A 13,690-nucleotide genomic window follows, 5' to 3' on the forward strand; every position below is an offset into this window, starting at 1 on the left:
CCATCAGTTTTGCTCTTAAGAATATATAAATACCAAGCCATCAAAGTTTCTACAGTTTTAAACAAAAAAGCTCAGCAATAAATTACTGAGCTTCGATTGCGGAACGGACGGGACTCGAACCCGCGACCTCCGCCGTGACAGGGCGGCATTCTAACCAGCTGAACTACCGATCCGTTTTCCCAAATGTGTTATTTGGGGTTGCAAAAGTATGCATATATGGCTTCAATGCAAAATTTGTTTTCAATTTTTTTTTATAGGTTTGGTTTTCAAATACTTTTGCAATTTTGCTACCCTTTGGAAAGTTTGAAACTTTCCAAAGGGTCAACGCTTACTGCCGACGATTTTATCAGTAAACAATTTTCAAATTTATTTAGTAGCTACGCTCAAACATATAATAAGCAACAAGATAGACATGGCTCATTATTTAGCCCGAATTTTAAACGTAAATTCGTAACCGGCAAACAGAATTTTTTACCATTTCTTAAACTATAATAGTTCTCCGCCTTAGGCGGATTAGTTTTTAGAATGGTAATGCCGAACTACATCCCGAAAGCCCCGCTTAATCCCGATAATTATCGGGATGCGGGGGATTAGTCCTCTCTTTTTTTTGACTATATTGAGTTTCGGTATTACCCATCATTGAGCCCGTATATTTTTTTGTATCAAAAAACCTATCATATTGAAATATAAAGTTGGGATTGGTTTTATTCAAAACAATTGATACCAAATAAAAAAATCTTTAAAATATATTGGTATTGAGCAAAGCCAGTGAAAATTCACCGCAAAAAATAGTTTAATACCCTATTCAATAAGTGCATATTTTTGCCCTTATGAAAAAATTTTTTATTTGGTTCACTGTTATTGCTTTGTTATTTGGTGGAGGATTTTGGATATACCTCAAATTTATTGCCTCATCCAAAAGTATTGATGCCATGGCGTGTATCCCCAGTGATGCTATCTATATTATCGAAACATCGCAGCCCATCAAATCCTGGAAAAAGATTTCTGAGTCGAAGCCCTGGAATCATATCAAGACGCAAGGCACATTTGCGGAGATTTCGAAAAGTGCCGATGCACTTGACCAAATGATTAAAGACCACGATATATTGTTTAGTGTTTTTGGCGATCGTAAAATTTTTATTTCAGCCCACAAAACCAAACCCAACGATTATGATTTTTTATATGTGGTCGATTTACAAGATGCCGCTAAAATTGGTATGGTAAAAGAGGCTATAGATATGCTTTGCGAACTAGGAGGATTCACCACAAAAACTAGAGAATATAATAGTTATAAAATATCGGAAAACTTAGATCCACAAACAGGAGAAATATTATATACCTGTATTGTACAAAACCAATTGGTATGCAGCTATACGGGCAAATTGGTAGAAGCTGCTATCAATATCATTGAAAAACCCTACTTCACGCTGCAAGAAAAATTTAAAGACGTGAGCAATCGTACAGGCGATGGTTTGATGAAGTTATACCTGAATGCAGCTTTCTATGATGATTTGATTGCCTGCTACCAGCAGCCTCTCGACCAAATAAATAAAGACATCAGCAATATTATACATTATGCGGGTATGGCTGGCACTATTAGCGACGACGAAATTAAACTGGATGGAAACCTAAACATACACGATTCCATGGATAATTATTTAACCGATATGCTCCAATTTGGGAGTGGGCAATTGGGCAATAAAGAATATATAACCAACCAAGCGGCCATGTGCACCAGTTTGGGTTATGGTAGGTTTAGCGACTTCTATGAAAAGCTTGACAAAACCATGCAACTAAACGATAAAGATTATGCTACGGTGAACAGCAGTGTAAGTGCCACCGAGCAGTTTCTGGGCATTACCATACGTAAAAATATTATATCGTGGATAGGCGATGAGGTAACCTATATCACACTTTCGCCAAACGATTCTGTAAGAAATGCCGACTATGCCATTGTAATACATGCCAACAACAAAGAAGCGATGCAAAAAAATATGGATCTGATAGCCAAACGCTTGAAACGTCGCAGTTTGGGTGTATTAAAAGTGCAACGCGAAGTGTACAAAGACCACACCATCAAACGTATGAAAGTGCGTGGCATGTTCCGTAAAATGTTTGGCAAAATGTTCGAAAAATTTGACATGCCTTATTATACTATTATAGAAGACAGGATTGTATTTACAAATACAGAATACAATATGCACCGCATGATTGACGACTACGATGCAGAGAACACACTTGCCAAAAATGAGGAATATAATAAACTCATCGACCAGTTCAATAGTAACTCCAATGTATTTGTTTATGTTAATATGGAACAGTATTTTCCCTTGATGCGTAATAGTGTGAAACCGGATACCTATTATAAATTGAAACAGAACAAAAAGTATATTACTTGTTTCCCCAAAATGGGTTTTCAATTAACGGGCAATGGAAAGTATTATGATGTGAAACTTCGTTTATCTTTTAATATAGATGAACCCAAAATGGATACTGATACCTTTACTACCATTGATAGTAGCAATACCGTAATTAAAAATGATTCAAGCCATACCGCCTTTATTAATAATACCAAGCAAGAACATTATGCAAATGGGCAATTAAAAATGGAAGCCAAAATGAATGAGGAAAATAAGATGCATGGAGAATTTAAAGAATACTGGGAAAATGGAAAACTTAAGGTGAAAGGCAATTATGAAAATGGATTCAAAATGGGGGTTTGGAAGTATTATCGAGAATCGGGGGAATATGATAGGAAAGAAAAGTTTGAGTAATAAAGGGGAATGCTCTCCGCAATAACCCCGCAAGCGTGCGGGGGATTATTCCAGCATCTAAATATATAACAATACATAAATAAGATCCTGAATGCTTTCGAAATCAGGATGACGTTGCGGGGGCAACATTCTCTTCCCCAAAAAAGAAAATCTAAACTATAGAAAATGAAATAATTAATTTAAATGTATTTTCCATAGCTTGATTTAGATTAATTTCGCACTCAAATTATATATAACATGACCCTATTCGAAAAGCACCAAACACTGATAGAACAAGCCATCGCAGCAGGCAAAACCCGCAATTTCTGGACCCCCTACCCCGAGAATCCCAAAGCCTACGGCGAGGGAATCGACGAAACTGGTAAAGCCGCTTTCTCTACCCAAATGACCCAAAATTTCACACAGCTTTTGCAAGTTGGAGAAGCTTGGGTAGGCGAAGAATTTTCTCCCTATTTACAATTAGGAATCGGGGTAAAATATCCGCAAAGCAATAATGATACTTTAATAGCACGTGCTGCCAAAGCCCAAGAAATCTGGAGCAAAGTTGGTATTGATAGACGTGCAGGTTTATTAGTAGAAAGTTTGGAACGTGTAAAAGCCCGTTTCTTCGAAATAGCATACGCCACCATGCACACCACGGGGCAAGCTTTTATGATGAGTTTTCAAGCATCGGGCCCACATGCCAATGATAGAGCTCTCGAAGCCATCGCCCTCGGCTATCAGCAAATTACCAGTATAGAACCCACTGCCGTTTGGACAAAACCTATGGGCAAGTTCGACCTCACATTACAAAAGAATTTTAAAGCCATGCCCAAAGGTGTGGGCTTGGTAATTGGTTGCAGCACCTTCCCTATTTGGAACACCGTTCCTGGTATGTATGCCAATTTAATTTGTGGCAATGTATGTATCGTAAAACCACATCCAAAAGCAATATTACCCATTGCAATTGTTATAGCCGAAATACAAAAACTATTAAAAGAAAACGGCATCGATCCCATGGTAGTTCAATTGGCCGTTGATACCGTTGATGCTCCCGTTACCAAACAACTTGCCGAAAACAAAAACGTGAAACTCATTGATTTTACAGGCAGTTCATCGTTTGGCGATTATATAGAAACATTACCTAGCAAAACTACATTTACCGAAAAAGCTGGCGTAAATTGTGTAATACTCGACTCCGTAAAAGATATAAAAGCAGTAGCCGGAAATATAGCTTTCAGTGCAAGTTTATATAGCGGACAAATGTGTACCGCACCACAAAATATATATATTCCTGCCACGGGAATTGCTACAGCCGAAGGACATTTAAGCTACGAAGATGCCCGTAACGCCATCGTGCAAGCCATCACCGACTTGGCCGACAATCCTAAAATGGGCCCACATATATTGGGTGCTATACAAAGCGAAGCAACCCTCACACGTTTGCAAAATGCAGGTACCATGGGCGGTAATTTATTATTGGCAGGCAAAGCTATAGCGAATCCAGAATTCGAGCATGCACGGGTATTCTCGCCCGCAGTAATCGAGCTCAGCAGTGCCGACGAAAGTATATATAAGAAAGAATGTTTTGGTCCCATTGTATTTATTATAAAAACACGCGACACGGAAGAGTCATTGCATATCACTAAAAACTTAAGTATCGAAATTGGAGCCATCACTTGCCTTGCTTTCTGCACCGAAAGTAAAACTATGAGTATGATAGAAGACGCCATGAACCAAGTATATACACCCGTTTCCTTCAACCTCGGCGGAGCGGCCTTCGTCAACTCCCACGCTGCCTTCTCCGATTTCCACGTAACAGGCGGCAACCCCGCAGGTAATGCATCGTTCACCAATAGCGATTATATAACCAAGCGTTTTGTGTGGGTTGGAAATAGGAAGATGGAGTAGGGATCAGGATTTGGGATTTAGGATTTAGGATTTGGGGGTCAAACGGCTGCATTCTTATGCTTGTGGTTTTGTCCCATCTCCACGGTAAATGGTTGGTGTCCCCACCTACCAAAATAATATATATTACATCATTTTAAACTAGTCGAATTTGCCCCTGTTGGTGTTATCACTAACATGAATAATATATACTATTACCGTTTCACTATCATATATATTTTTTGGGCGTGCCGCCGAAGCGGCGTCGGGCTATACGCTGCAATCTTTTTGCAAAAAAGCAAAAAGGATTTCCGCTGCTATCCCTCACGCAACAGTGTGCTATAATATAAACTTTTTGTCCTTCTTTCCAGCATCGAAAAAATGGTCGGAAATGGCATAAGGTCGTATAAGCAAAATGCTCAATATATTTGTCATCCCTCCCGATAGATATCGGGAGATAGGAGGGATCTACTAATTCTTATCGCAACATACCTATATATAGCCAGGTACATCTCTTTCCCAAAAGCGTTCGGAATCGGATCAGTGTGCTGTGTCTTGGCTACATATATGTCTATAATCCCAATTTTAAAGTGGTCGAATTCGACCACTTTAAAATGCAAGCAGGCCTTCCATCTTTTGTACTAAATCCCGGGCAATGGGTTGAAAAAGCTAAGTACAGCAAGGGTGCCAGTCATTGTGTTGACGTCAATAAAATGGTACTTACATTATGTTTCATATCATATTAGTCAGGTTTATCCTGACAATAAAGCTATAAAACATAAATTACTTTTAATTCAATAGCAACAAATCGAATTAATTTTCATATCATTGTGGTCAGGTTTATCCTGACATAAATACATGATTGACATGTTAGTCTATTTTTACCTCGAATTCGTATTTATATGGTTTATCTAACACCAAAAATCCTAGACGATTTACATAATGAAAGCCACTGCTGTAGTATAGATTTGCAATAGCAACCATTTCTTTTGCTTCCACCCCATTACTACTAATAAAAGTTTCTTCTCGTTCTTCGCTATCATCTTCAGTAATGGTTACAACGCGATTCCTTTTACTCATTTTAAAAACATAATCTAGCTCCTGACCATAGGTTTCAAACATACAGCCTCCAAATGATGCGTTATCGTCTATGTGATTTATGTCAGGTTTAAATTCCTCGTAAAATTCTTCTTCTGATAAATCTTTAATTTTTATAGTTTTCATTACATTGTTCTTTAAAAATTCTCAAACCATTTTTCAGTACATTACCGAAGATTGGTCATCTCAATTTGCTCCATTTTTATCGTTCCAGCTACAAATTAATAATATCAATTCTAGACTATGAACTAAATTCTATATTGAGGTCGACTTCATTTAGAATCAAAACTTTATAGTTCGGAGCTTAAAGTTGTTCATTTCATCAACAAATGTGTTTATCATAATCTTTTTGATTTAAATTTTAAACATTTTATGGTTTCAAGTATGACAATAGGTAATATTTTTTGCTTCGCACAAAAAATATAAATGTGCTTGCAAGTGCGTTGACTTTTTCAATTAAATTAAGTCGTTTATGTTGTCTTGAAAAACCCATTTTCTATGATATTCTAAATATTCTTGTCTGTCCTCTGGATAAATTCTCAAATTATTTTTTGCAGTTGGGTTAATATTTAATCGTTCCCAAGTATATGAGGAAAGCAATGTGCCGCAAACTAAATCACCATTGTCTTTGAAAGTGATAAAACCTTGGTCAAATAGTTTATCGTATGTCGGTGTCAACGCAAGTCCATTTAAATAATCCAGTGCTTGGTCTTGACGGTTTTCATTCATACAAACTTTGTATGGTTTGATATGACTTGCTATTAATAGCTTCTCGTCTGAAATTTTTGTAAATGGACATTGAGGAATATGTTCAATAACTTTCTTTCTATAAAGATCTGCTCCCTGCCGTGCAACAGATTTGACAGTTTGTTTTTTTTCTCTTATTTTTTCTGCAATTTCTGATGTTGTTCCAATAAGCATTGGATGAACTATTGACCTAAATTGATAGTCAAGTAAAATTCTAAAATAAAAAAGTGTTTTCTTACTCTCCTTGCTTTCATTTATTGGAATAAGTTTTAGGATTGACAAATAACTAATCTTGGGCAAAACTACCTTACGCCAAATGTTCCAAATTTCATCATCTGAACGAATGTAACCACGGCTTAATTTATTGTCGGGGAAATCTGAAACATCATAAATTGAAAAGAAGTTTTTATCATTTTCTAAAGTATTAACTTTTTCCAAATAGCTATTGTAATAAAGCGATATGTCATTGTGATAAACTTGCTCTTGTTTTTGATATTCAATTCTTGCATCGTATAAATACTTTAATAAATTAGATTTACTAAAGAAGCAATTATCCTGCTGAAATATGGGATAAGTTCTTTTACCTCTGACTTTGGTATTTCCCCATTTGTCATATTCAAAAAAGTCGCTTAATCTTTCTCCGCTTTTTCCTAAATAACTTCCTACATACTTTCTTACTTCGCCACTTCCATCGTAAAGTGCTAACTTATTTTTATTGAATATAAAACTATCTTCTGTTCTCAAATTTTGTATAGAGTCAATAATGAAATACTCTTTGTCCTCTATTTTTATTTTTTAAAAATTGTCCATATTTATTTTGAAAATTGAGTGACGTCCATTTGTTTAAGCAAGGCAATAATAACATCAACCGCTATGCTGTTGCCTGCCTGTCGATACATCTGAGTATCGCTGACAGCAATTTTAAAATCGTCTCTGAAGCCCATCAGTCGTAAACATTCCTTTGGTGTCAACTTGCGAATTTTCCCTCTGTGGTGGGTAACATAATTGTCAACTCCGGCTCGGTGCATTTTGTGCATAGATTGTAAAAAGGGTCTTGCAACTGGTAAATCTGTTTTTGTACTTGTTTTGATTTTTTTTGTTCCGCCAGTAAGAACATAATCACGAACCTTATCGGAAAGGTAATACTTCTCTTCAACTTTGTTCACATCAAAAATAAATTCGTCAAATTCATTTTCTCCTGCTGGCTCAAAAACAAAATCACCGTGCCAATTGAATTGCTGATTTGCCTTTTGGCAAAGCATTACATCGCCATTTATTTGTGTGTATCTTTTTGTTTTGTTTTTTGAACTTGTAACGAATTTTATTCCTTTTTCTTTGAGGAAATATTTTGAACCTTTATAGTCCTCCAAAAAATCTTGCATCGTTTGTTCAAGTTTTATTTTGGATGGGAACTCAAAATTTATGCTGTGATCTTTGAATCCAACGCAAAAAATTCTCTCCCGGTGCTGCGGCATTCCATAATCTTTATTATTAAGAATTTTTGAAAATATGTTATAACCAAGTTCATAAAAAACATCTTGAACAACTTGCCATGTTTTTCCGCCGTCATGGTTTGTCAAACCTTTTACATTTTCATATATGAACACTTTGGGTTTTGTTTCATCTACAATTCTTGCAAAGTCGTAAAACAAAGTCCCCCTTATGTCCGCAAGCCCTTTGCGTTTGCCTACCATTGAAAATGCTTGACACGGGCTGCCTCCCATTAACAGGTCAACTTTACCTTTATATTTTTTCGCTGAAAATTTTGTTACATCATCGTGCCAGTCGCTTGCTGCAATTTCATAGTTTGCAAAATAACTTTGCCTTACAAAATTGTCAATGTCGCCAGCGAAAGTAATAGAGTGATTTAATTTAAGCCGCTTGAAGGCTTGTTCTGCTGCACCAATTCCGCTAAACAAAGTCCCGATTCTGATTTCTCCGTCAGGACTTGAAAAAGGTTTGGCTCTCCAGTCGTCTTGATTGAATAAGTTAGGATTATCCTCAATGATGCTTAAAGCATCGATCTCATTGTATTCTTTTGATTTTGTAAAATATTTTACCTTTTGTTCTGCTAAAGTCAAAACAGTTGGGTCAAGTTTTTTTTCGTAAACACTTCTTGCAAATTGTTCACCAATTAATTCTCTTTCCATTTCTGCAATGTCAAGATTGAAAACCTTGCAAAGCTTTGGCAAACGCTTGGTGTCAAACTCGCGTTTTCCATTCTCAACTTTACTCAAGTTTGCAGAGTGCATTTGCAACTTAGTTGCAAGTTCAGAAAGTGTAAACCCTTTTTGATTCCGTAAGTCCTTTAGATATTGTCCGAAAGTTTCCTGCATAAATTAAAGTTGTCAATTTCTGACAACAGTATGGAATCGGATTGCTTGTGGATGTATTTTTGGCTGAATACTTTTCAACAAAACTGTGCAGAATTTTTTTTAAAATGTGGGCATCTCGTTAAAGCCGTATCTCTGCAATATGTTGTTTTGTACTTCGTTCCTAAGTTGCTTCTAACTTAAATGTATTGCAAAATTATTTTATACCTTATCCAAATCTCAAATAAGTCAACAACCTGTTGACCAATTTACATTATAATACTACAAACTTATCTTCTATTTTTGCCTACACATACCCCAAAATGAAACACCTATTACCCACTCTACTCCTTGTGCTTATAAGCAGTGCTGTGCGGGGGCAGACAGATTCATTTAAACGTAAATCCATATATTTTGAACTGGCAGGAAGTGGGGGCTTTTTCTCCTTGAACTATGAAAAAGTATTCAGTAAAATAGGAACTACCGAGTTAACTTGGAGAGCTGGCTTAAGTGCTGCCCCTATTGATAGGAATAATGGAACAGGAATCGTTTTCCCACTGATGGTGAATGCGATTGTTGGAAAAAACACGCATAAACTGGAACTGGGAATGGGGCAAGGAATTACTATTACCACCAAAGGAAGTTTCTTTATATTAACTACGGCATGTATTGGTTATCGCTATCAAGCAGCAGCAAAGCCTTGGTTTTATAGAATAAGCTATACACCTTTAATATCCTACTTGGTCGATTTTCAGGTGCAGCAATGGGGTGGATTAAGTATTGGATATTCTTTTAAGCAAAAATTAAAATGAAGAATATATATAGTATTATCATATTTGTAATGCTTATTATAAGTTGCAATAAGAAAAAATTCTTTGCAGGCCCCTCCTATTTTATTGATGATTTTGAAACCTATAATATGTTGCAAAATTTGCTGCTACCTCATGATACTTTGTGGTCGTTTACACAATTAACCAGAACTGATAATAATATAACAGTAGATTCTACACAATCGCACAGTGGCAAAAAATCATTAAAATTTACAGCTAAGAAATCAGATGACGAAGGTGCTTCAAAGTGTAGCATCGCCAAGCACAATATGGCCTTTTGGGACGGAGAGACTATGCGAGTAAGTGCTTGGTATTATATAAAAGACACCTTGCCTACCGAGTGGTTATTTCTGCTTGACTTGGAAGAACAAACTGCTATTGGTGCAGGTCCTGGTATTAGGATCGCACTGCTAAATAACCAATTGAGAATGGAATATAAATTTTTAGAAAACGATATTGTACAAAAGGTAGGGCAAGAGGTAAATTTTCCGAGAAACGAATGGGTGGAAGTTATATGGGAAGTGAAACTTTCGCAGCAACATAAAGGCACTGTAAAACTTTGGCAAAATGGACAATTAATTATTGACAGCAAAGGCAATAGAACGCTTCCTAAGGATTTATTATATTCGCAACAAGGCACTAAAGGAATGTATAGTAGTATAGAAATTGGTATTACAGCTAACAGTGCTAACAATGATTTAACGCTGTGGGTGGATGATATAATGTTTGAAAAGAAATAGTAGATAAGTAATGCACAAATCCTGCAGCTCTTATATAATTCGTTGCGGCAGATGAGGAAGAATTGGAAAGAAATTAATATATATATACTGTTATACTAACTTATCCTTTTCAATCTTTTTTCAAGCAATCCTATATATTGTTTTTTAAGATCGGCACTTATAAAACTTTGATGAATCATTTCTATCCAAGCGGGCTTTAATTTGAGCATTTTATTGAAAATATTTGCTTGTTGTTTTTCATCAAGTTTTGATATAGGGAAAGCCGCAATAAAATCAGCTTTTTATACCTGTTCGGCTATGAAAATAGTAAAATTAATACCGAAACTCAATATATAAGAGTCCAAAAGAAAGGTACTAATCCCGAATGCTTTCGGGATGTAGTTCGGCATTACCATTCTAAAAACTAAATCCGCCACAGGCGGAGAACTATTTTAGTTTAAGAATTGGTTTAACATAATTTATACCTTTTAGGTGTAGAAATAGAAAACTCTGAAGTCCCGAGTGCAAAATGAACTAGGAAAGATTGCTAATATTTCAAATCAGTTCTTTACTTTTGCATCAATTAATAATATATTCTAAAAAGAAAACCAATACTATGGAACCCGATGAACTGTTGCGTGAAGGCATTTTGGGGATTGTATCCAATCAAATGCAAACTAATACTCCACCAGAAACAAATGAAACTTATAAAAGATTATTGAGAATGGACTATGATGACGAGGACGCAAGAAAGCTTATTGGCCAATGTGTCGCTTTTGAGTTTTTCGAGATTATCAAATACCAGAAAACATTTGACGAAAAAAGATATATCAGTAACCTCAAGAACTTACCAAAAGAACCTTTTGAAAATTAACTATGAAAAAAAATGAAGAACTTACACAGGAATATGAACAACTCAAAGTTAAAAAAGGTTTAATTGAAAAAGAAGCCACTAGAAAAACGATTGCATTTACCGTTCTTCATGTAGACGCTAAAGATTATAAATTTAACTGGAACGAAGCAAATAAAAGATAATTCATTTTTGAGACAGTAACGTATATATATATATAAGAAAATAAAGAATTAAAAGAAGAATACAAACAGCTCAAATTTAAAATGGGCGTATTTCATCCCGATAGCTATCGGGCTGGAAAGCATTGTGTGCATATAAATTTATATATGAAATATTATCGCAGGTAGAAGAAGAAGATGGCGATACCACCGACTATAAAAAGCAAGTGAAACTATTGGAAAAAATGTATATGGAGGAATTGAAACCTTTTGGAGAGAAAGGGTATCAGAAAAAGCCGAATTTGTAGTTACATTTGCCCAACATTATACAAAATCTAAATTATGAAAGTATTATATACCACTATCGCTATTATATGTTTTTCCATCACTGCATCAGCACAAGGCAAATGGACAAAAAAGCTTGACTTGCCTGACAGCCTAAGGATTGAAGCGTGTTCATTTTCTGCATTGGGCAAAGGCTACCTAGTAGGTGGCCGCCACGGAACGAATTATTTTAAAGATGTTTGGGAGTTTGACGCTACCAATAATACTTGGACCAAAAAAAATAATTTTGGCGGACCAGCACGCCGAGAGGGAGTTGCCTTTACCATCAATGGAAAAGGATATGTGGGCACGGGTCGTGATGCCGCAGGTGCGATGAAAGATTTTTGGGAATATGATCCCACTAACGATACTTGGACAAAAAAAGCAGATTACCCTGGCGGTGTGCGACGTGATGCAACTGGATTTTCTGTAGGCAATAAAGGTTATATAGGAACAGGCCAAGACCCTAACGGTACTGTAAACAAAAACGATTTTTGGGAATATGATCCATCAACAGATCAATGGACGCAAAAATTAAATTTCCCCGGTGCAGCCCGCAATGCGGCAATTGGTTTTTCGGTGGGCAATAAAGGATATATAGGCTTGGGCCGTGCCTCGAATTCTGAATATAGCGATATTTGGGAATTTGATCCTACTACCAATAAATGGACACAAAAATTAGCTCTCACTCCGGGCACACGCGAAGAGGTGGTGAGTTTTACCATTGGAAATATTGCTTATATAGGAACTGGTTATTCATCGACTCCTGCAGGTAACAAAAATGATTTTTGGGCTTTTGATCCGACTGCCAATACTTGGACTAAAATAGATACATTATTAGGTGTGGCCAGGCAAGAAGCTACTTCTTTTGAAATTGGAGGAAAAGGATATATTGCCACTGGTTTTGGTGCCGCGTCAGCCCAAAAAGATTTATGGGAATATGATCCATCAACTAAAAATATTGGAATCGATGACGCGAGTTCAAACAATATACTATTATATCCCAATCCTGTAAATCATCAAGTAACACTCGAACTTTCTAATAATATCAAACAAGAAATCATTTCGATACATATATATACTGCCGATGGAAAAGAATGCCCCACTCCTACTTACAAATATACATTGAAAGATAATAATATATATATAGAAACTGATAACTTAGCTAACGGACTTTATATATTAAATGTATCGTTGCCGAATAAAGTGATTTCGATGAAAGTTGCGGTGGTTAGGTAGGAATCGGGATTTAGGATTTGGGACCATACGGCTGATACGAATGGCAACCATCAGTGAGCACCATGCAACCCTGAGCAGCCTGCCATGGGCATAGCCGAATGGGAGTCAAGGGTGGCAGGATATAGAGGCAATGCCATCTGATTATAAAGGCCACTACTCCTTCACCAATTTCCCAATCATAATAGGAAAATTTTCGCCTGAAATTCTTGTAATATAGACGCCCGAAGAAAGTGAGGAAATATCTATTATCTTTGTTGCTAAAGTACCTGTATTTATTGTTTCTGTGTGTACTTGTTTTCCTGTTATATCATATATGTTTAATTGTGCAGTTTCATTAATAAATACATCCCCTCCAAAACTTATATAATTAGTTGCAGGGTTGGGTATTATTTGAAGTGATTGGGTTTTGAATGCAGGTGATATAATTCTTGTTTTGCCCCATGTTTTGTTGGCTGATTTATAATAAACAACTTCATAATATAAATAGTCAGCCTTATTTATAAGTTGACCATAAGTTGTCACCTCTCTAGTTAAGCCAAACTCAGGAGTTAATGTTTTCTCAACTGTTGTATAACTTGTCATTGAACCGTTTATACTGCAATTATATCTCACATTAAAAGCAGCATCAATTAAGGGACAAATACGCTTCGTTCTGTCAGAAGAAAGTTTATTAGACCTCTTTCATAATTCAAATAAGAAAAGCCAAATTATAACGGACACTTTATTTTATTGTAGTATCGGTCGCCGCGAACTCCGATAACTATCGGGGC

Annotated in this window: 12 protein-coding genes and 1 tRNA gene; 8 read left to right on the plus strand and 5 right to left on the minus strand. The window is 36.2% G+C overall.

Going from position 1 to position 13,690, the window contains the following annotated elements; all coding sequences use genetic code 11:
• Positions 1-99 precede the first annotated feature (99 nt).
• A tRNA-Asp gene (locus SGJ10_12840) sits at positions 100-173 on the minus strand.
• Between the two features lie 657 nt (positions 174-830).
• Here SGJ10_12840 and SGJ10_12845 point away from each other — a divergent pair.
• On the plus strand, positions 831-2,774 hold the full coding sequence (locus SGJ10_12845; GenBank protein MDZ4759011.1) for a DUF3352 domain-containing protein: 1,944 nt from the start codon (positions 831-833) through the stop codon (positions 2,772-2,774).
• 237 nt (positions 2,775-3,011) lie between these two features.
• A complete protein-coding gene (gene paaN, locus SGJ10_12850; protein MDZ4759012.1) occupies positions 3,012-4,664 on the plus strand; it encodes a phenylacetic acid degradation protein PaaN in 1,653 nt (550 codons plus the stop codon).
• Positions 4,665-5,510: 846 nt separating this feature from the next.
• Here paaN and SGJ10_12855 read toward each other — a convergent pair.
• From SGJ10_12855 to SGJ10_12865, 3 genes are all read right to left on the minus strand, one after another.
• The gene (locus SGJ10_12855) at positions 5,511-5,864 is read right to left on the minus strand and encodes a hypothetical protein (GenBank protein ID MDZ4759013.1); all 354 of its coding nucleotides are present in this window, start codon (positions 5,862-5,864) and stop codon (positions 5,511-5,513) included.
• A gap of 330 nt (positions 5,865-6,194) precedes the next feature.
• Positions 6,195-7,277: an HNH endonuclease gene (locus SGJ10_12860; GenBank protein ID MDZ4759014.1), complete on the minus strand. Its 1,083-nt coding sequence runs from the start codon at positions 7,275-7,277 to the stop codon at positions 6,195-6,197.
• Positions 7,278-7,297: 20 nt separating this feature from the next.
• Positions 7,298-8,821 (minus strand): DNA (cytosine-5-)-methyltransferase, encoded by a 1,524-nt coding sequence (locus tag SGJ10_12865; protein MDZ4759015.1) that lies wholly within the window; start codon positions 8,819-8,821, stop codon positions 7,298-7,300.
• A gap of 299 nt (positions 8,822-9,120) precedes the next feature.
• Between SGJ10_12865 and SGJ10_12870 the strand changes: the two genes are divergently transcribed.
• The 6 genes from SGJ10_12870 (at position 9,121) to SGJ10_12895 (ending at position 12,920) form a co-directional block, all read left to right on the plus strand.
• Positions 9,121-9,609, plus strand: coding sequence for a hypothetical protein (locus SGJ10_12870; GenBank protein MDZ4759016.1), 489 nt, complete (start codon positions 9,121-9,123; stop codon positions 9,607-9,609).
• Positions 9,606-10,367 (plus strand): heparin lyase I family protein, encoded by a 762-nt coding sequence (locus SGJ10_12875; GenBank protein MDZ4759017.1) that lies wholly within the window; start codon positions 9,606-9,608, stop codon positions 10,365-10,367. The genes SGJ10_12870 and SGJ10_12875 overlap by 4 nt, the downstream gene beginning before the upstream one ends.
• A 553-nt stretch (positions 10,368-10,920) precedes the next feature.
• The gene (locus tag SGJ10_12880) at positions 10,921-11,220 is read left to right on the plus strand and encodes a hypothetical protein (GenBank protein MDZ4759018.1); all 300 of its coding nucleotides are present in this window, start codon (positions 10,921-10,923) and stop codon (positions 11,218-11,220) included.
• Positions 11,221-11,222: 2 nt separating this feature from the next.
• Positions 11,223-11,381 (plus strand): hypothetical protein, encoded by a 159-nt coding sequence (locus SGJ10_12885; GenBank protein MDZ4759019.1) that lies wholly within the window; start codon positions 11,223-11,225, stop codon positions 11,379-11,381.
• A gap of 122 nt (positions 11,382-11,503) precedes the next feature.
• Positions 11,504-11,665 carry a hypothetical protein gene (locus SGJ10_12890; GenBank protein MDZ4759020.1) on the plus strand — a complete coding sequence of 54 codons (162 nt, stop codon included), beginning with the start codon at positions 11,504-11,506 and terminating at the stop codon, positions 11,663-11,665.
• Positions 11,666-11,699: 34 nt separating this feature from the next.
• Positions 11,700-12,920: a kelch repeat-containing protein gene (locus tag SGJ10_12895; protein ID MDZ4759021.1), complete on the plus strand. Its 1,221-nt coding sequence runs from the start codon at positions 11,700-11,702 to the stop codon at positions 12,918-12,920.
• Between the two features lie 153 nt (positions 12,921-13,073).
• Here the strand turns inward: SGJ10_12895 and SGJ10_12900 are convergent, their stop codons facing one another.
• Entirely contained in the window at positions 13,074-13,502 is a 429-nt protein-coding gene (locus SGJ10_12900; GenBank protein MDZ4759022.1) for a T9SS type A sorting domain-containing protein, read from the minus strand.
• Between the last annotated feature and the right edge of the window lie 188 nt (positions 13,503-13,690).

Source organism: Bacteroidota bacterium (genome assembly GCA_034439655.1).
In the GTDB taxonomy this organism is placed as follows: domain Bacteria; phylum Bacteroidota; class Bacteroidia; order UKL13-3; family UKL13-3; genus CANJUD01.